General features: G+C 59.5%; 20 protein-coding genes. 12 read left to right on the forward strand and 8 right to left on the reverse strand.

From position 1 onward, the window contains the following. Positions 1-48: 48 nt before the first annotated feature. The 7 genes from KBP52_RS06140 (at position 49) to KBP52_RS06170 (ending at position 7,289) form a co-directional block, all read left to right on the forward strand. Positions 49-984: a DMT family transporter gene (locus KBP52_RS06140; protein WP_212622365.1), complete on the forward strand. Its 936-nt coding sequence runs from the start codon at positions 49-51 to the stop codon at positions 982-984. 247 nt (positions 985-1,231) lie between these two features. Further along, on the forward strand, positions 1,232-4,150 hold the full coding sequence (locus KBP52_RS06145; RefSeq protein WP_212622366.1) for a monovalent cation/H+ antiporter subunit A: 2,919 nt from the start codon (positions 1,232-1,234) through the stop codon (positions 4,148-4,150). Then, positions 4,150-4,494, forward strand: a complete 345-nt coding sequence (locus tag KBP52_RS06150; RefSeq protein WP_007910763.1) for a Na+/H+ antiporter subunit C — start codon at positions 4,150-4,152, stop codon at positions 4,492-4,494. Before KBP52_RS06145 ends, KBP52_RS06150 begins: the two co-directional genes overlap by 1 nt. Next, on the forward strand, positions 4,491-6,170 hold the full coding sequence (locus KBP52_RS06155; protein ID WP_212622367.1) for a monovalent cation/H+ antiporter subunit D: 1,680 nt from the start codon (positions 4,491-4,493) through the stop codon (positions 6,168-6,170). The genes KBP52_RS06150 and KBP52_RS06155 overlap by 4 nt, the downstream gene beginning before the upstream one ends. Further along, complete coding sequence (locus tag KBP52_RS06160) at positions 6,167-6,655, forward strand: Na+/H+ antiporter subunit E (RefSeq protein WP_034152418.1); 489 nt, start codon at positions 6,167-6,169, stop codon at positions 6,653-6,655. Before KBP52_RS06155 ends, KBP52_RS06160 begins: the two co-directional genes overlap by 4 nt. Beyond that, positions 6,652-6,930, forward strand: coding sequence for a K+/H+ antiporter subunit F (locus KBP52_RS06165; protein ID WP_007910754.1), 279 nt, complete (start codon positions 6,652-6,654; stop codon positions 6,928-6,930). The genes KBP52_RS06160 and KBP52_RS06165 overlap by 4 nt, the downstream gene beginning before the upstream one ends. Continuing rightward, positions 6,927-7,289 (forward strand): Na+/H+ antiporter subunit G, encoded by a 363-nt coding sequence (locus KBP52_RS06170; RefSeq protein WP_016982998.1) that lies wholly within the window; start codon positions 6,927-6,929, stop codon positions 7,287-7,289. Before KBP52_RS06165 ends, KBP52_RS06170 begins: the two co-directional genes overlap by 4 nt. A 108-nt stretch (positions 7,290-7,397) precedes the next feature. On the opposite strand, the gene KBP52_RS06175 is transcribed toward KBP52_RS06170, so the two are convergent. Continuing rightward, positions 7,398-7,838, reverse strand: coding sequence for a DUF3995 domain-containing protein (locus tag KBP52_RS06175; RefSeq protein WP_212622368.1), 441 nt, complete (start codon positions 7,836-7,838; stop codon positions 7,398-7,400). Between the two features lie 94 nt (positions 7,839-7,932). Here KBP52_RS06175 and KBP52_RS06180 point away from each other — a divergent pair, with 94 nt between their 5' ends. After that, complete coding sequence (locus tag KBP52_RS06180) at positions 7,933-8,322, forward strand: DUF2946 domain-containing protein (protein ID WP_016982997.1); 390 nt, start codon at positions 7,933-7,935, stop codon at positions 8,320-8,322. Positions 8,323-8,414: 92 nt separating this feature from the next. Then, on the forward strand, positions 8,415-10,547 hold the full coding sequence (locus KBP52_RS06185; RefSeq protein ID WP_212622369.1) for a TonB-dependent receptor: 2,133 nt from the start codon (positions 8,415-8,417) through the stop codon (positions 10,545-10,547). 89 nt (positions 10,548-10,636) lie between these two features. Here the strand turns inward: KBP52_RS06185 and KBP52_RS06190 are convergent, their stop codons facing one another. The 3 genes from KBP52_RS06190 to KBP52_RS06200 all read right to left on the reverse strand — a co-directional run bounded on the left by KBP52_RS06190 (position 10,637) and on the right by KBP52_RS06200 (position 12,424). After that, positions 10,637-11,653, reverse strand: a complete 1,017-nt coding sequence (locus KBP52_RS06190) for an ABC transporter substrate-binding protein (RefSeq protein ID WP_212622370.1) — start codon at positions 11,651-11,653, stop codon at positions 10,637-10,639. Between the two features lie 127 nt (positions 11,654-11,780). After that, positions 11,781-11,978 carry a hypothetical protein gene (locus KBP52_RS06195; RefSeq protein ID WP_038366428.1) on the reverse strand — a complete coding sequence of 66 codons (198 nt, stop codon included), beginning with the start codon at positions 11,976-11,978 and terminating at the stop codon, positions 11,781-11,783. Next, on the reverse strand, positions 11,975-12,424 hold the full coding sequence (locus KBP52_RS06200; protein ID WP_052229386.1) for a hypothetical protein: 450 nt from the start codon (positions 12,422-12,424) through the stop codon (positions 11,975-11,977). The genes KBP52_RS06195 and KBP52_RS06200 overlap by 4 nt, the downstream gene beginning before the upstream one ends. Before the next feature lie 423 nt (positions 12,425-12,847). Here KBP52_RS06200 and KBP52_RS06205 point away from each other — a divergent pair, with 423 nt between their 5' ends. Beyond that, positions 12,848-13,099 (forward strand): hypothetical protein, encoded by a 252-nt coding sequence (locus KBP52_RS06205; protein ID WP_116029188.1) that lies wholly within the window; start codon positions 12,848-12,850, stop codon positions 13,097-13,099. Between the two features lie 50 nt (positions 13,100-13,149). Further along, positions 13,150-13,386, forward strand: a complete 237-nt coding sequence (locus KBP52_RS06210; protein WP_077573355.1) for a DUF2789 family protein — start codon at positions 13,150-13,152, stop codon at positions 13,384-13,386. Positions 13,387-13,392: 6 nt separating this feature from the next. On the opposite strand, the gene KBP52_RS06215 is transcribed toward KBP52_RS06210, so the two are convergent. The 3 genes from KBP52_RS06215 to KBP52_RS06225 form a co-directional block, all read right to left on the reverse strand. Next, positions 13,393-13,596, reverse strand: a complete 204-nt coding sequence (locus KBP52_RS06215; protein ID WP_077573356.1) for a hypothetical protein — start codon at positions 13,594-13,596, stop codon at positions 13,393-13,395. A gap of 113 nt (positions 13,597-13,709) precedes the next feature. After that, positions 13,710-15,314, reverse strand: a complete 1,605-nt coding sequence (locus KBP52_RS06220) for a methyl-accepting chemotaxis protein (RefSeq protein WP_212622371.1) — start codon at positions 15,312-15,314, stop codon at positions 13,710-13,712. Positions 15,315-15,542: 228 nt separating this feature from the next. After that, entirely contained in the window at positions 15,543-15,947 is a 405-nt protein-coding gene (locus KBP52_RS06225) for a TraR/DksA family transcriptional regulator (protein WP_003225981.1), read from the reverse strand. Positions 15,948-16,349: 402 nt separating this feature from the next. Between KBP52_RS06225 and KBP52_RS06230 the strand changes: the two genes are divergently transcribed. Further along, on the forward strand, positions 16,350-17,258 hold the full coding sequence (locus KBP52_RS06230) for a MurR/RpiR family transcriptional regulator (RefSeq protein WP_212622372.1): 909 nt from the start codon (positions 16,350-16,352) through the stop codon (positions 17,256-17,258). 55 nt (positions 17,259-17,313) lie between these two features. Here KBP52_RS06230 and KBP52_RS06235 read toward each other — a convergent pair whose 3' ends face one another. Continuing rightward, positions 17,314-18,654, reverse strand: a complete 1,341-nt coding sequence (locus tag KBP52_RS06235; protein ID WP_212622373.1) for a hypothetical protein — start codon at positions 18,652-18,654, stop codon at positions 17,314-17,316. Between the last annotated feature and the right edge of the window lie 119 nt (positions 18,655-18,773).

Raw genomic sequence — 18,773 nt, forward strand, 5'->3', positions numbered from 1 at the left:
GCAACGTTGGGCGCATTGTGCGTCCTGTCTTTTATAGTGCGCAAGGTCGTGACGTCCGTGAACAGCCCCCAAACACCGCTTCGCTTCAACCGCTTCAGCAAAGCCGAGTGCGTGCTGGTGCTGATCACCATGATCTGGGGCGGCACCTTTCTGCTGGTTCAGCATGCGATGACCGTCAGCGGCCCGATGTTTTTTGTCGGCCTGCGTTTTGCGGCGGCGGCTTGTATCGTTGCGCTGTTCTCGTGGCGGCATTTGCGCGAACTGACTCTGTTTGAACTCAAGGCCGGCGCGTTCATCGGCGTGGCGATCATGCTTGGTTATGGCCTGCAGACCGTCGGACTGCAAACGATCCCGAGCAGTCAGTCGGCGTTCATCACCGCGTTGTATGTGCCGTTCGTGCCGTTGCTGCAATGGCTGGTGCTGGGGCGGCGACCGGGGTTGATGCCGAGCATTGGCATCATGCTGGCGTTCACCGGGCTGATGTTGCTGTCGGGGCCGTCCGGGGCTGAGCTGAATTTCAGTCCGGGCGAAATCGCCACGTTGATCAGCGCCATCGCCATAGCCGCCGAGATCATTCTGATCAGCACCTATGCCGGTCAGGTAGATGTGCGCCGAGTGACCGTTGTGCAACTGGCAACCACTTCCGTGCTGTCGTTCCTGCTGGTGGTGCCGACCGGTGAAGCGCTTCCGGATTTCTCCTGGACCCTGCTGGTGACCGCGCTGGGGTTGGGCGCAGCAAGTGCGGCAATTCAGGTGGCGATGAACTGGGCGCAGAAAAGTGTCTCGCCAACACGGGCGACGTTGATCTATGCGGGTGAGCCGGTATGGGCCGGGATCGTCGGGCGGATTGCCGGGGAACGGTTGCCGGCGATCGCGCTGGTGGGCGCCGGGTTGATTGTTGCGGCGGTGATTGTCAGTGAGTTGAAGACCAAGGGGAAGGTCGCGGAAGCCGAAGCGGAGCTGGAGCGGGAAGCACAGGGATAAAGCTCCGAAATCTTCACAGTCTGAATTATTGCTATCGCGAGCAGGCTCACTCCTACAGGTGAACGCATTCCAAATGTAGGAGTGAGCCTGCTCGCGATGAGGCCATTCCAAGCAACATCGACCTTCCTGAAACAATGCCAAACAGAAAATTCCAGACTACTTTGTAGGATTCTGAGACATCCTCGCGTTTGGTGATCGGGGAGCTGGCACGTATGATGCTTCACAAACTTCCGCAGATTAGAAGCCTATGTCCCTGATAGTTCTACTGCTTCTGCCATTCATTGGCAGCTGTCTGGCAGCGGTGCTGCCACACAATGCGCGCAATACCGAATCCCTGTTGGCAGGTCTGGTCGCTCTGATCGGCACCGTCCAGGTCGCGCTGTTGTACCCGCAAATTGCCCACGGCGGCGTGATCCGCGAAGAATTCATGTGGCTGCCCAGCCTCGGCCTGAACTTCGTTCTGCGCATGGACGGCTTCGCCTGGCTGTTCTCGATGCTGGTGCTCGGCATCGGCACGCTCGTTTCTCTCTATGCGCGTTATTACATGTCGCCGGACGATCCGGTGCCGCGTTTCTTCGCGTTTTTCCTGGCGTTCATGGGCGCCATGCTCGGTCTGGTGATCTCCGGCAATCTGATCCAGATCGTGTTTTTCTGGGAGCTGACCAGCCTCTTCTCGTTCCTGCTGATCGGCTACTGGCACCACCGCGCCGACGCCCGTCGCGGCGCGTACATGGCGCTGATGGTCACCGGTGCCGGCGGATTATGCCTGCTGGCGGGGGTCATGATTCTCGGCCATGTCGTCGGCAGCTATGACCTCGACAAGGTCCTGGCCGCCGGCGACATGATTCGTGCACACGCCCTCTACCCTATTCTTTTACCCCTGATTCTTATCGGCGCACTCAGCAAAAGCGCACAGTTCCCTTTCCACTTCTGGCTGCCCCATGCCATGGCGGCGCCGACACCCGTCTCCGCCTATCTGCACTCGGCCACCATGGTCAAGGCCGGGGTTTTCCTGCTCGCGCGCCTGTGGCCGTCGTTGTCTGGCAGTGAAGAATGGTTCTACATCGTCAGCGGCGCCGGCGCGTGTACGCTGTTGCTCGGCGCGTATTGCGCGATGTTCCAGAACGATCTCAAAGGTCTGCTGGCCTACTCGACCATCAGCCACCTCGGTCTGATCACTTTGCTGCTAGGCCTGAACAGCCCGCTGGCGGCGGTGGCGGCGGTGTTCCACATCCTCAACCACGCGACGTTCAAGGCTTCGCTGTTCATGGCCGCTGGCATCATCGACCACGAAAGCGGCACCCGCGATATCCGCAAACTCAGCGGCCTGATCAAACTGATTCCCTTCACCGCGACGCTGGCCATGGTTGCCAGCGCCTCGATGGCAGGCGTGCCGCTGCTTAACGGCTTCCTGTCGAAGGAAATGTTCTTCGCTGAAACCGTGTTTATCAACGCCACCGCGTGGGTCGAAGCGGCGCTGCCGATTGTCGCGACGATTGCCGGCACATTCAGCGTTGCCTACTCGCTGCGCTTCACCGTCGATGTGTTCTTCGGTCCGCCGGCCACCGACCTGCCGCACACGCCGCACGAACCTCCACGCTGGATGCGTGCGCCGGTGGAATTGCTGGTATTCACCTGTTTGTTGGTGGGGATTTTCCCCGCGCAGATCGTCGGTCCATTGCTCGCGGCAGCCGCGCTACCGGTGGTTGGCGGCACGCTGCCGGAATACAGCCTGGCAATCTGGCACGGCCTGAACGCGCCGATGATCATGAGCCTGATCGCCATGTCCGGCGGCATCGTTCTGTACCTGCTGCTGCGCAACCAGTTCAAACTCGGCCGTTTCAAATACCCGCCGCTGGTAGGCCGTTTCAACGGCAAGCGCCTGTTCGAGCGCAGTCTGGTAGTGATGATGCGCCTGGCCCGCCGCCTCGAGCGGCGACTCGGCACCAAGCGTCTGCAGATGCAGCTATTCCTGATGGTACTGGCGGCGGTACTCGCCGGTCTGATCCCGATGCTGCACAGCACGCTGAGCTGGGGCGATCGGCCGAAGATTCCCGGCTCGATCGTATTTGTGACCCTGTGGCTGCTGGCGATTGCCTGTGCTCTTGGCGCCGCATGGCAGGCCAAGTACCACCGTCTCGCCGCTCTGACCATGGTCAGCGTCTGCGGCTTGATGACCTGCGTGACCTTCGTCTGGTTCTCCGCGCCTGATCTGGCCCTGACGCAACTGGCGGTCGAAGTGGTCACCACCGTGCTGATCCTGCTCGGTCTGCGCTGGTTGCCACGCCGTATCGAAGAAGTCTCGCCACTGCCAAGCAGCCTGCGCAAGGCGCGGATTCGTCGTCTGCGCGACTTGCTGCTGTCGATAGCCGTCGGCGGTGGCATGGCGCTGCTGTCCTACGCGATGCTGACGCGGCAGACGCCGAACGACATTTCCTCGTTCTACCTCAGCCGCGCCATGCCCGAGGGCGGCGGCAGCAACGTGGTCAACGTGATGCTGGTGGATTTCCGTGGCTTCGACACTCTCGGTGAAATCACCGTGCTGGTCGCCGTCGCACTGACCGTATTCGCCCTGCTCCGCCGTTTCCGCCCACCGAAAGAAAGCCTGCAACTGCCCGCCCAGCAACGCTTGCTGGCGCCGGACGTGGTCACCGATCTGGTCAACCCGCGTTCGGCCAGTGACACCGCGCTCGGTTTCATGATGGTGCCGGCAGTGTTGGTGCGTCTGTTGCTGCCAATTGCGCTGGTGGTGTCGTTCTACCTGTTCATGCGCGGGCACAACCAACCGGGCGGCGGTTTCGTTGCCGGTCTGGTGATGTCGGTGGCGTTCATCCTGCAATACATGGTCGCCGGTACGCAGTGGGTCGAAGCACAAATGAGCCTGCGACCATTGCGCTGGATGGGCACCGGACTGCTGTTCGCCACCGCTACCGGCCTCGGGGCGATGTTGGTCGGTTATCCGTTCTTGACCACGCACACCTGGCATTTCAGCTTGCCAGTGCTGGGTGACATCCATGTTGCCAGTGCACTGTTTTTCGACATTGGCGTATACGGCGTGGTGGTCGGCTCGACGCTGTTGATCCTCACTGCCCTCGCCCACCAATCGGTGCGGGGTCACAAGACCGCATCGCTGCCCAAGTCCGTCGCCACCAAGGGAGCCGTCTGATGGAAGAAGTCATCGCAATCGCCATCGGCGTGCTCGCCGCGTCCGGCGTCTGGCTGATCCTGCGGCCACGGACGTTCCAGGTGGTCATGGGCCTGTGCCTGCTGTCGTATGGCGTCAACCTGTTCATCTTCAGCATGGGCAGCCTGTTCATCGGCAAGGAGCCGGTGATCAAGGACGGCGTCACGCAAGACTTGCTGCACTACACCGACCCGCTGCCGCAGGCACTGGTGCTGACTGCGATCGTCATCAGCTTCGCCATGACCGCACTGTTCCTCGTCGTTCTGCTCGCCTCGCGCGGCTTGACCGGCACTGACCACGTCGACGGCCGGGAGCCTAAAGAATGATGGCGATGACTCACCTGATCGCCGCACCGATTCTGCTGCCGCTGCTGACCGCCGCCATCATGCTGATGCTCGGCGAGCGGCACCGACCGCTGAAGGCGAAAATCAATCTGTTCTCCAGCCTCGTCGGCCTGTTCATTTCGGTGCTGCTGCTGCAATGGACGCAGACCACCGGCGTGCCCGGCTCCATTGGCGTGTACCTGCCGGGCAACTGGCAGGCGCCGTTCGGCATTGTGCTGGTGGTCGATCGCCTGTCGGCGCTGATGCTGGTGCTGACCGGGATCATCGGCGTCAGCGCTTTGCTGTTTGCCATGGCCCGTTGGGACGGCGCCGGTTCGAGTTTCCACGCGCTGTTCCAGATTCAGTTGATGGGTCTCTACGGCGCTTTCCTGACGGCGGATCTGTTCAACCTGTTCGTGTTCTTCGAAGTGCTGCTGGCGGCTTCTTATGGCTTGTTGTTGCATGGGTCGGGTCGGGCGCGGGTTTCGTCGGGGCTGCATTACATCTCGATCAACCTGCTCGCCTCCTCCCTGTTTCTGATCGGCGCGGCATTGATCTACGGCGTCACCGGCACGCTGAACATGGCCGATCTGGCGCTGAAGATTCCGCTGGTGCCGGAGGCCGACCGGGGTTTGCTGCACGCCGGTGCGGGGATTCTCGCTGTCGCGTTCCTGGCCAAGGCTGGCATGTGGCCGCTGAACTTCTGGCTGGTGCCAGCCTATTCCTCGGCCAGTGCACCGGTGGCGGCGATGTTCGCGATTATGACCAAGGTTGGCGTCTACACCCTGCTGCGTCTGTGGACGCTGTTGTTCTCAGGGCAGGCCGGTGCGTCGGCATTCTTCGGTGGCGACTGGCTGATCTACGGCGGCATGGCGACCATGGTCTGCGCAGGCCTGGCAATTCTCGCCGCGCAACGCCTGGAGCGCATGGCCAGCCTGAGCATTCTGGTGTCGGCGGGGATTCTGCTGTCCGCCGTCGGTTTCGCCCAGCCGAACCTGATCGGCGCGGCGCTGTTCTATCTGGTCAGCTCGACGCTGGCATTGAGCGCGCTGTTCCTGCTGGCCGAGTTGATCGAGCGTTCGCGCTCGGCCAACGAGATCCCGCTGGAAGACGAAAGCGAACTGCTGCCGCGTCCGCAGGAGTCCCTGCAACCCCCCAAAGGCATCAACCTCGATGACGAGCAGAAAGCCGTGGTCGGTCAGGTCATCCCGTGGACCATGGCGTTTCTCGGCCTGAGTTTCATTGCTTGCGCCCTACTGATCATTGGCATGCCGCCGCTGTCCGGCTTCATCGGCAAACTCAGCCTGATCGGTGCATTGCTCAATCCGCTGGGGCTGGGCACTGGCGCGCCGATTTCCAACGCGGCCTGGGCGTTGCTGGCGCTGCTGATCCTTACCGGGCTGGCGTCGTTGATGGCGTTCTCGCGTCTCGGCATTCAGCGCTTCTGGACGCCAGAGGAGCGCCCTTCACCGCTACTGCGCAAACTCGAATGCGCACCGATTTTCCTGTTGCTCGGGCTGAGCATCGTCCTGACCTTCAAGGCTGAGCCGCTGCTGCGCTACACCCAGGCTACCGCCGAGGCGCTGAACAACCCGCAGCAATACGTCATGGCGGTGCTCGGCACCCGTGCCGTACCGAGCCCGGAAGCCAAATCGGCGATGCTGGAGGTGCAGCCATGAAGCGTGTGTTTCCTGCACCGTTGTTGTCGCTGGCACTGTGTGCCTTGTGGCTGACCCTGAACCTGTCGGTCAGCCCGGGCAATCTGCTGCTCGGCGCAATACTGGGCTTTGCTGCACCGTTGATGATGCGCAAGTTGCGTCCGAAACAGGTACGCATTCGCCGCCCTGGAACGATCCTGCGCCTGTTCCTGCTCGTGGGCCGTGACGTGGTGACGTCCAACCTGATCGTCGCGTGGGGCGTACTCAACGCCGGTCGTCGCCCGCCGCGTTCAGGCTTTGTCAAAGTGCCACTGGACTTGCGCGACGCCCACGGTCTGGCGACTCTGGCGATGATCTGCACGGTGGTGCCCGGCACGGTTTGGTCGGAGCTGTCGCTGGATCGCAGCATTCTGCTGTTGCACGTCTGGGATCTGGATGACGAAGCGCAATTCATCGAGCACTTCAAGAGCACCTACGAGCGGCCGTTGATGGAGATTTTCGAATGAGCCCATTACTGTCGAACGCGATTCTGCTGACGCTGTTCCTGTTCTCGCTCGCGATGGTGCTGACGCTGGTGCGCTTGTTCAAAGGCCCGTCGGCGCAGGATCGGGTCCTGGCGCTGGATTACCTGTACATCGTCGCCATGCTGATGATGCTGACGCTGGGTATTCGTTATTCCAGTGACACTTACTTCGAGGCGGCGCTGCTGATTGCGCTGTTCGGCTTCGTCGGCTCGTTTGCCCTGGCGAAATTCCTGCTGCGTGGCGAGGTGATCGAATGAATGCAGAATTGTCTCTGTGGGTCGAGATTCCGGTGGCGATCCTGCTGGTGCTCAGCGGTTTGTTTGCGTTGATCGGCGCGATCGGATTGTTGCGCATGAAGGATTACTTCCAGCGCATGCATCCGCCGGCACTGGCTTCGACACTGGGCGCGTGGTGTGTGGCACTGGCGTCGATCATCTGTTTTTCGGCGTTGAAGTCCGGGCCGGTCATACATGCCTGGCTGATTCCGATTTTGCTGGCGATCACTGTGCCGGTGACTACTTTGCTGCTGGCGCGGGCGGCGTTGTTCCGCAAGCGCATGGCTGGGGATGATGTGCCGGCAGAGGTCAGTAGCCGCCGTACCGAGAGTGGTAGCTGAAGATTTGTAGATGACGCCATCGCGAGCAGGCTCACTCCTACAGGGGAACGCATTCCAAATGTAGGCCTTCGCCTGCTCGCGATAGCAATCTTCATATCACCTCAAATTTCAAACCCAAGCCACCGCCAACAACCCCGCCCCCAACACCGCACACAACGGCGAATACACCCAGGTGTCCAGCCGCGCAAACCGTGAGTCCTTCACTTCCTTGAAGAACCCGACCAGATTGGAATCACCAATCGCCCGGGCAAACATCAACAGCGCAATCGCGCTGATCACCCATTGCAGCGCCTTGTGCGTCACCGCCGGCACTCCCCAGCCAACCCGCATGCACACCAACGCCGCAATCACCAACAGCGCCGCTGCCACGATCAACGTGAGCCAGCCCGAAGGCTTGAACGCCGGCCGCACCGTTGCGACAAATCCGCGCACCGGCACCTGCGGCACCACCACCGCTGCCGCCCATTGCCCACCCAACGCCCAATACACGTGCATCAAGGCGATTACCGCAAACGTTGTCACCAGCCATTGAGCCAACACAAAGGTCATGGTTGAAATCCTTGGAAAGGGATTTGAACAAATCATCCTAGTCGGATTTTTTTCAAGTGCACGACCGATCAGCGGTACGGTAAAGTGCCGCCCCATGAAATTCTCCCGTTCCGATCGCTCACTGCTGGCCTGGATGCTCTATTGCTGCGTCCTGTTCAACGTGTTCGCCTGCAGCATCGGTCACGGACAAATGGTCGGCATGCAGCTGAACGGTATCGGCGGCCAGTTCTGTACAGTCGACCCGGCCACCCAAGCGCCGCTCGCCAGTAATCCCACCGAAGAACAACTGCCGACCCTGTCCAAGGCATTCGGCTGCCCGCTGTGCTCGGTCGGCGGCGGCATGGGCCCGGCGTTCAACTCCAGCCTGACCCTGGCAATCCTGCCGGAACAGCACAGCCCACCGCTGGCGCCCATTGTCAGCGCTGACCTCCCCGCCCGCTTCACCTGGCCTTCGGCCAATCCTCGCGCCCCACCGCTCGCCTGAGTGTCCCTGCCTTTTTGATTTGTCAGCCCACTGCGCCAACGCGCGGCGTTTGCCTGTGCGCTGACTCCTAGACAAGCATTCAGGATTCAATGATGAAACAACTCACTTTGCTGGCGAGCCTGTGCGGCTGCCTGTCCGTTAACGTCTGGGCGCAAGCCACCGTGGATCTGGCGCCGATCACCATCGATGGCGAGTCCGGCGCCGAACCGGGCCTGAGCCTCGACCAATCCAGCGGCATGGCCTCGCGCCTGGGTTTGAGCGTGCGCGACACACCGGCCTCGGTGGCCATCGCCAATCGCAACGATATCGAACGCCACGGCGCGCAGAACTTCCAGGACGCCGCCAACACCTTGCCCGGGGTCAACGCCAGCGCGCCGCCGGGGTTCGGCGGTTTCGTTTCCTATCGTGGCTTCACCAGCAGCCAGATCACCCAGATGTTCAACGGCATCAACGTTTCCGGCGGCCTCGCGCGGCCGGTCGACTCATGGATCTACGACCGCGTCGAACTGGTCGGCGGCCCGTCATCGTTGATCAATGGCGCAGGCTCCGTCGGCGGCTCGCTGAACTACGTAACCAAACTTGCCAGCCGCGACGAACAAGATGTTGAAGGTCGGGTCAGCTACGGCACCTACGACACTACCGAAACCGCGTTCGGCCTCAACCATGCCCTGACCGAGCCAGGCGCCGACGTGCAGCACTACGCGCGCCTCGACGTCAGTCACAACACCAGCAACGGCTACATCGACCGCCAGGAGCGCGATGCCTGGAGCGTGGCGTTCTCGCTACTCAGCGATCTCACGCCCGACCTGTCGCACACCCTTGCCCTCGAATATCAGGACGAACACGAAGACAGTCCGTACTGGGGCACGCCCGTGCTCAACCCCAAGGCCGGCGAGTTGAAGATCGATAAACACAACCGCTTCAACAACTACAACGTCGAGGATGGGCGTTACGAGCAGCGGACGATCTGGGTACGCTCGATCATCGACTACCGGATCAATGACAGCACCACCCTGCGCAACACGCTGTATCACCTCGACAGCCAGCGCGATTACCGCAATCTCGAAAGCTACCAGTACAACGCCGACAACACCGCGGTGAACCGCTCCACCGCCTATCAAGTGCGTCATCAGGGCGAGCAGAACGGCAACCAGTTCGAACTGCGCCACGACAACACGCTGTTCGGTCTCGACACAACGTGGTCGGGGGGCTTCGAATACAAGGTCAACCAGACCACCAACTCGCCGCTGAACGTCAAAGGTGCCAGCACGGTCAACCCGAACAACTACCGTCCGGGGCACTTCTACGACATCCCCGGCACCAACCCCAAATTGATCAGCGACAAAACCAACGAGGTCACCACCAAGGCACTGTTCGTGGAAAACCGGCTGGCGTTGACCGATAAGCTGTCGCTGCTCACCGGTCTGCGTTATGACGACATTGATCTCGACGTGACCAACCATCGCACCGTGACCGCCGCCAACCCCAAGCACCTCAAGCGCAGTTGGGAGCCAGTCACCGGCCGCGCCGGCCTGACGTACCAATTCATTCCGTCGGCCAACGTCTACGTGCAATACAGCACCGCCGCTGAGCAACCGAATGGCACGCAGGACTTTGATGTCTCGACCGGCAAGCAATGGGAGATCGGCAGCAAATTCGATTATTTGAATGGACGCGGCTCGGCGACGATTGCCGCCTACACCATTGAGCGAAAGGACTTCGCCGTAACTGATCCGCTGGATCCGACCAGCAGCATTCCGGTCGGCCAGCAGACCTCGAAAGGGGTAGAAATCGCCAGTTCGTTGCGGATCACCGATAAGCTTTTGGCCGAAGGCAACTTTGCCTGGGTCGACGCGCAGTACGATGATTTCACCGAAAAGAATGCCGCTGGCGTGGTGGTGTCACGCAAGGGCAACACGCCAACCAACGTGCCGGATCGAGTCGGCAATCTGTGGCTGACCTATGACTTCTCGCCGCAATGGCAAGGTGGGGTTGATGCGCGATATGTGGCATCGGTGTATGCAGACACGGCCAACACCATGACCGTGCCGTCGTACACCTTGTTCGGCAGTTTCCTCAGCTACAAGGTTGATTCGCACACCACCGTGACCGGGCGCGTGCGTAACCTGACCAATGAGGTGTATGCCGAGTTTGCGCATGTTTCGCCGGCGTATTACCTGGGGACACCGCGCACCTTCGAACTGGCGGTGCAAACGAAGTTTTAAAAGCATCGCGAGCAGGCGAAAACCTACATTTGGAATGCGCTCCCCTGTAGGAGTGAGCCTGCTCGCGATAAGGCCAGCCGCATCAAACCCTATTTCAAATCAGCCGAAACCTTCTCCGCCACATCCTTCGGCAACCAGGCCTGCCACACATCAGGGTGGGCCTTCATGAACGCCACCGCCGCATCCCGCGGCGCCGTGTGCTTCTCGCTCATCTCGGCCAACGCCTTGTTCAACGGCTCGATGGGAAAATCCACTTTGCTGAAAAACTCGGCAATCTGCGGATACTGCTTTTGAAACGGCGTAGACACACCAATCGACAGCTTCGAAGCCAGCGACCGGGTCGGTTTCGGATTGGGATTATCAGCGTCGGTCAGCGTCTTCCACGCCTCGGCATCAAACGGCGGCTCTTCCAGTTGCACCAGTTTGAACTTGCCGAGCAAAGGCGTCGGCGACCAGTAGTAAAACAACACCGGTTTACCACGACGAATCGATGAGCTGATCTCGGCATCCAGCGCCGCGCCAGAACCACTGCGGAAATTGGTGTAATCGTCCTGCAGACCATAAGCCGTCAACTTCTGCTTGTTGACCACTTCCGACGTCCAGCCGATCGGACTGTTGAGGAACCGACCCTTGCCCGGTGTTTCCGGGTCCTTGAACACGTCCTTGTACTTTTTCAGATCACTGACACTGCGCAGATCCGGTGCCAGCGGCTTGATGCCTTTGGCCGGGTCACCCTTGATCACGTACTCCGGCACCCACCAGCCCTCGGTCGCGCCCTTGACGGTATCGCCGAGACTGACGACTTTGCCTTCGGCCTCAGCCTTGACCCACACCGGACTGCGCCCGGCCCACTCCTCGCCAATGACCTGAATGTCATTGTTGGCCAGTGCGGTTTCCAGCGTGATGGTGGTGCCAGGCAAGGTGTCGGTCGGCAAGCCGTAACCCTTCTCGACGATGATCCGCAGCACATCGGTAATCAGGCTGCCGCTTTCCCAGTTCAGGTCGGCAAAATGGATCGGCGCCTCGGCGGCCATCACCGATTGCGCTGATGTCAGCAAACCGAACGTGGCCACGCTGGCGGCCAATAACCGTCGAAATCCGTTCATGCATTGCACCTCGTGCTGTTCACAGCAATGGCAGGTTGGCCTGACAGAAGACCGCAAGCCTCTGAATACTCAGTCAACTGACTGTAGCCGAGGTTCCTGCTTTTTCCGGGCCGCACTCCGGACGAGGTTATGAATCAGACTTTTCCTGCAGGCTTTGCAGCTCACGTCTGACCATGCTGGCGTATTCCGCAGGACGCAGCGTGTAGATCTGCGCAGCCAGCCAATTCAGCCAGGCGCCTTGCAGTTCGGCCTTGGCGGCGAATAAACGCCGAGCCTCCTCGCGTGCAGTGTCGAGGTTCTGCGCATGAAAGTCCGCGCGGCTCACTCGCTGGCCTTGAACGTCACCAGTTCACCCTTGCGCCACTTGGCGGCTTTGGCGGTCACGGCTTTCAGGGTTTTGGTCAGGCCTTCCTGCAACTGCTGATTGGCCGCAAACACGGTCACCACGCTGTGGCCTTCCTTGAACAGGATCGCGTGCCCGTCAGCGGTTTCGACGAAAGCGTAATCGCCCAGCCCATAGACCGTGAGTTTGATTTCGCGAAAACGGATATCCATCTTGCCGCCTTCGCGGCTGGGCAAGACCGATGCACTGAAATGATCGCCGACCTTGAGCTTGAGCCCCGGTTTGTCATCGACCACCAAGGCGCTTTCGGTGTCGATCTCGGCCACGTAAATGCCTTCGGCGTTCTGCTCGGTGATGTAAACAAAACGCGACTGGAACAGCTTGACCAGCTTTGCACGCAAATCACCCAACACGAACAAAGCATGCATATCGAGATTACTGACTGCCAAAGAAACATCCCCACATCTGAAAAAACCGCACACGGAAAACGCGCACGGCAAAAAAAACGGCCAGGCCGATGTAACTGCCAAATGACTCAAATAAAACCCGAATAGAGCAGAGTGCTCATTCAGCGCGAGGTCCGTAAGACTACTGGATTGTCACTCGCGAAACTCATCCCGATGTCGCCAAAGCTTGAAGGAAAATTCCTCACCGCTGGCAAGAGCAGTCTGACTACGAACTTTAGGGAAAATTCTCACGAAAAAAAGCACTTTTCCGACATATCGCTGGCGAAAAATTGCTTTAGATAAGCCCTGTCGTCAACAGGTACTGGCGATTCTAGAGCAGCGATGCTCATTCCGACTACCCGAAACGGCCTGTAATTACCGGCCAACTGATGAAAAGGACTTCACATGTGCACTCGGACTCACTTTGCCATGACTGCTGACGCACGGATCGAATCACCACTGATACTACGTGTCACCGATATCAATGACCATTGTCCGCGCTTCCAGGTCGTGCCTGCTGGCAATGCTTTTTTCCATATAAAAGAAACATCGACCGGCCGCGTAAGAGGTTTCCGCGAAGATCACAACGAAGCCTGCGCCCTCGCCCGCTCACTTGAGTCGAAGATCGAACTCCTGGCGAATGGCTGCCTCAGATAAAGAGAGTGACCGATTGTGCCATCCCGGCGTAAATCAGAAAGGAGAACACGATGGATCTGGAAGGTTATAACTTGAAAACGCTGTTCGATCAGTTGGGTCTTCCTTCAGAAGGACCGGAGATCGACGATTTCATCGAAGCGCATCCTCTCGATGCTGACACCAAACTAGTCGACGCCCCTTTCTGGTCGGACTCTCAAAAGCAAACGCTGCAAGAGTGGATCGGCAAAGACGATGACAGGGCAATCGTCTTCGACGAGCTGAACGTGCGCCTTCACGACAGCAAGTAACCGCACTCAGTGCAGGCTGTCACCACACTCGGCATGCAATTGCGCGAGCCACGCAGCCTTGCACTCCTCGGCCTCGTCGCGGCTGGCAAACGCAGTGCCGCGACGCTCGCCATTGAGCAACACCACCCAGCAGACGCTACGACCCATTGCGCGCAAACCGGCGGGTACGCCACTGCCGATCATCACGGCGACATCTACTCTGCACTGCATGCAGCCCTCCAAAAATCATTAGCACCCTAACTAAGCGGTCAGATTAATGGTTTCTTTCAAACGGAAACAGCAAGCTCCATGCACAGATTTATTGCACCGAGAGTAACAATCCCTCAACGCGGCTTTTCCGGCTTATAACCCAAACGCAATCCCCCCCAGTGCCGGCCCTTGATCATGATCGGCACCGACAGGTCATGCATCAGTTCACCGGTGTCGCGGGTGTAGGTTTGCAACAACACCGGTTGCTGATGGCTGCCGCAGCGAATACCCGTGCGGTCGGCAAACTTGCGTTTGGTGCGATTGTTCACCGCGTCGGCCTGCGCATCGCCGGTCAACGGCTGGCTGAACACCTGATTATGCGTCGGCACATAACCCTGTTGCGTACAGGCGATGGCGAACACCAACCCTTCGTGACGCGGCAGCAATGGCTCCTGAATCGCCGGCAGCACCTGATCGGTGTATCGGTCGAAACGGGTTTGAAACTTCGCCGGTTGCGTATTCGGGATCGGCTGATACTGGCGGTCGAACAAGTCCTCGAGGCTGATCCGCCCCTGCTCGACATCCGCCTCGAACCGCGCAGCAATCTGGCTCGCCCCTTCGCGGGCCAGATCGTAGATGCGCTGGTGATAGTCATCCAGACCGACTTCGGCCAGACGCTCGCTGATGGTTTCCGCCTGCCCTTCCATTTGCACCGCCGCTTCGGCGAGGCGGCGAGTCTGTTGATCGCTGATCGCCAGGTCGCTGCGCATCTGCTCGATAGCCTTGAACAGGCTGTCGAGTTGTTCGCGATTGGTTTCCGCACCTTGGGCAATTTCACCGACCTGAGTTTCCACCCCGGCGGCCAGTCGCGCGATGTTCTCCAGATGCTGACCGGTGTGTTCGACCTGCTCGACACCGGTCTGCAGATCACTCGACAACTCGCGAATCTGCTCCACGACCTGCGCCGTGCGCTGCTGAATGTCAGCGACCATCTCGCCGACTTCACCGGTTGCCGACGCCGTACGCGCCGCCAACCCACGAACCTCATCCGCCACTACCGCAAAACCGCGACCATGTTCCCCGGCCCGCGCCGCCTCGATCGCCGCGTTCAGTGCGAGCAGATTGGTCTGGCTGGCAATCGACTGAATGACCAACGTCACTCGCTGAATATCGTCGCTGCGCAGGCTCAAGGCTTCGATCAATTCACGGCTGGCATTCGCGCGCTGACTGAGCTGATGCATGCGCGCGATCGAATCCACCAGTTCCGTACGCCCCGCCGCGCTGCTGTGATGCGCCTGACTGGCCGCCTCAAGCGCCGTACGGCTGAGCTGCGAAGTCGCGTGTTCGGTGGCAATCATCACCTCAGCATTGCTGACGATCCGCGCCGCCGCATCAAGCTGCGATTCGAGTTTGCTCGCCAGTTCCTTGACCGAAAACGCCACACCGGCTGCCGATAAGGCGTTGTGACTGGTGGTGTAGGAAAGGTCGCGGGTCAGTTCGGACATGGCACTGCCGCTGTCGGCAGGCTGGGTATCGGGGATGGCGCGAGAGCGCAGGCGCGGCAGCCAGACAATCAGCACCGCCAACGGCATGCCAATGTACAGCGACCATCCACCCAGCGTCATGCCGGCCAACAACAGCATCAGGGCGATGCTTTGCAGGGTCGGCGCGATCCAGCGGTTTTTCGGCAAAAGCACTGGTGCAGGCAAAGCCCCAACCAGAGATCCGTCTCTCGTCATATCAACACCCCACGCTTGTTCTCATTGTTGTGACTGCATTAAACGCCACTACAACGCCATTATCCATGGTCCGTTAGTCGTGGGGTTTGTGGCAGGTCAATGGAACGGCTCGGGATTATTGCAGACGAGCAAAAACAAAGATCGCAGCCTCCAGCAACGCCCGTGTGGGAGCTGCCGAAGGCTGCGATCTTTTCAAGGCGCCCCTATCGAAAGGGTCACCTCACAGAATCAGGCCTGACGCTGGTGCTTGTCGATCTGCTCGTGACGCTCTTGAGCTTCGATGCAGTACTTGGTGGTCGGGCTGATCAGCAGGCGCTTCAGGCCAATGGCCTCGCCGCTGTCGTCGCACCAGCCAAAACTGTCTTCCTTGATGCGCTCAAGGGCTTGTTCCAGTTGTGGCAGCATGCGCTGGTCGCGATCGATCGCGTTCACCAGCCAAGTGCGCTCTTCTTCAACCGAAGCCGCGTCCGCCGGGTCAGCCGGGGTGTCCAGGCTTTCGATGGCGATACGGTTTTGCTCAATGCGCTCGTGGGTTTCGACTTTCATGTTCTGCAACAGCTCAGTGAAGAAAGCGTGCTGCTCGGCATTCATGTAGTCATCTGCCGGCATGGCCAGCAACTTGTCCTTTGTCATTGATATCTCTATAAAAAAACGTGCATTAAGGCGAATTAGGGAGCGTTTCGGCGAACCGCGTGCGGTCGGCGAAAAGGCATCGTTTATTGCAAATGCCACCCGGCACTCAATTTACGAGGGGCGGCAGTCTAAGGCCCGAATGAGGCCTCAGCAACTGTAAATACAGGGAATTTGTCCGACAACGTCCGGAAACTGCTCTGACACAGCGTTCACACGGGCAATCGGAGTGCGTTTATAGCAAGAAATTCAGTCGAGCGGCTGTATATAGAAGACAAACGGCTAACCAAGCAGCGCCCAGACGCAATTTTTTACCACGCACTGCATCGTTTCAGCAAAGCAGAACCGCAAAAGCCCCCCTACTATCAGGCCCACCGTGAGATCAAACAGCCTGAAGGATGACCTATGCCCCGCCCCGATCTGCCGGCCACCGACGAGGTTTCACTCGCCAGCCCCCCGATCAATGCCGAGCGCCTGCTGCAACTGATCACCGACGAATACGACGCCCTGCCGCGCCAGCTCAAACGCATCGCCAGCTACATCAGCCAGCAGAGCGACCGGATCATGGTCGACCGCATCAGCGACATCGCCCGCGAGTGCGAAGTCCACCCATCCGCCATCGTGCGCTTCTCGCAACGCTTCGGTTTCAGCGGCTTCAGCGAAATGCAGGCGCTGTTCCGCAGCGCCTACACGCACAAAGCCTCGCCGGTGCAAAACTACCAGCAACGCATCCGCAGCATGATCGCCAACCAGTCGCAGCAAGCCAGCGCCGGCGACCTCGCCCGCGAATGCATCGACGCTACGCGCTCCGGCATCGAACGCCTGGGCCGCGAACTCGACGACGCCGCATTCGAAAAAGCCGTCGACCTGATCGTCAACGCCGACAACATTTATGTCGTCGGCGTGCGCCGCTCCTTCGCCGTCGCCGACTACCTCGTTTACAACTTGCAACACACTCAGAAAAAAATTCATCTGGTGTCCGGGCTAGGCGGCAGCTATCGCGAGCAAATGCGCAGCGTGCGCGCCAACGATCTGGTCATCGCCATCAGCTTCGTGCCCTACGCCAAGGAAACCCAACATTGTCTGCGCTTCGCCCGCCAGCAGCAGGCCAACACCCTGATCCTCACCGACAGCCATCTCTCGCCGCTAGCGAAACTCGCCAACAGCGTATTGCTGGTCAACGAAGGCAGCGCTCTCGCCTTTCGTTCGCTGAGTGCGACGCTGTGTTTGTGTCAGGCGTTGTTTGTGGCGGTGGCCTATCGGTTGGGGTTGAATGTGGATGAGATTCACGAGCAGGCGGGGTTTGATGACTAGTGCGCCGGCAGGTGCAGAGCATCGGCCGGCGCATAGCTTTGCTCACGGATATTGCCTAATCCGCCTTGGGGCCGTCTTCATTCATTAGCTTCATTATTATTTTCAAGATAGTGCTCGGATCATCGCCTTTGCGGACAAGCACAACAGGAGTACGCCCCGGAGATGGCTGCGGCAAGTCGGCAACCTGATCGGCATCCTTCGGTGGCAGCAACGATTCAACGCTGTAATTGATACCTCGGAAACCTATGGCTACGGGCCGGGCGAACGCCTGACGCAGTGTCACACCCAATGCAGATGATCTGACCACTGAACCCGTAACGCCAGGCAAGTCAGGCGCCACCTTGCTGACCTTTTCACGCAGCTGTGCGTTGACTTGCACCAGTTCAGCTTCCACTTGATCGATCTTTGCTTGAGAACTCGCTGCTACCGGCGCTTCTGCCGGTTTTTCCTCTGGCTTCGGGGTATCCGGGGTTTTCGGGTCGGCCATTTTTGTGACCTTGTCTTCTTTGGTTTGCACCTTGCCCGCTTCCCCTTCGCCTGCGGCCTTCGGTGCCGGGCGGAGCTTGGTCAACTGCGCCTCAAGGCTTTTTTTCTTGTCACTCAAATCGACCATGGCCATGGTCAATGCCGAAAACGAGGCACTCATTCCCTCCTCCGAAGAAACACTCACATCAATGGCTCGGGCCAGGTAAACATCCGTGATCAACACCAGGACGGGTGGCGAGCGATCAAAAAATGTCGAGCGCTTCTTGCGCAGCGATTCTGCAGCCTCTTGCATCATTTGCCGATCTGCGATGGTGTAACGCTTTGGAGCCAGGGCGGCAAACCGACGCCTCGCCTGCAGATAGCTGACACCATAGGTTTCAGCTGCCGGCACCGAGTAAGACACGCTGTATTGTGATCGGCGGCCAAACCCAAGCATTGCCCCGATCGCGTTGCTGGCGACGTTAACGCCAATGTCGCTTTCCGATAGCGATGCAAAGGTGAATCCGGGAAACGCCACAAGGCTGTTGACCGCCCTGTCGCGAACCATCAGTGGCAAGACCTTGCGCGCCTGGACGGTGCCATTTCCCGTCCCGTCATCGTAGGTGTCGGTTGACTCGAACCTGACAGTGGGCGCCGATTCATATAATTCCTCACTGAGATCGATGTGATCGATTCGTAAGGACCCCAGAACATAGTCAGCCGTCTTGGCCTTCTGCCCATTCGGGACCGAGCGCGCGATAAATACGTCCCCGACCTCGAACTGGGCGCGAGGAGGATAAATAGCCTGAATGCCCAACTGCTCTGTATTTGTCGCCCAGTTTTCGGCAACAACCCCGGGCTCCGGCCTGGAACCACATCCCGCCAATCCCACTCCGATCACGCACCAGCACAGGTACCTGTATTCCCTCATTGGATGCCCCTCCCTCCAGTTTCGAAAGCACGAACTGCCGCATCGAATGCGCTCAGGTCGGCGCCTCAACGTTCTAGGGGTCGTGGACTGCAAGGGAGTAATACAAACGAGTACTGAAT

The sequence above is a fragment of the Pseudomonas sp. SCA2728.1_7 genome (assembly GCF_018138145.1).
Classification (GTDB): Bacteria; Pseudomonadota; Gammaproteobacteria; order Pseudomonadales; family Pseudomonadaceae; genus Aquipseudomonas; species Aquipseudomonas koreensis_A.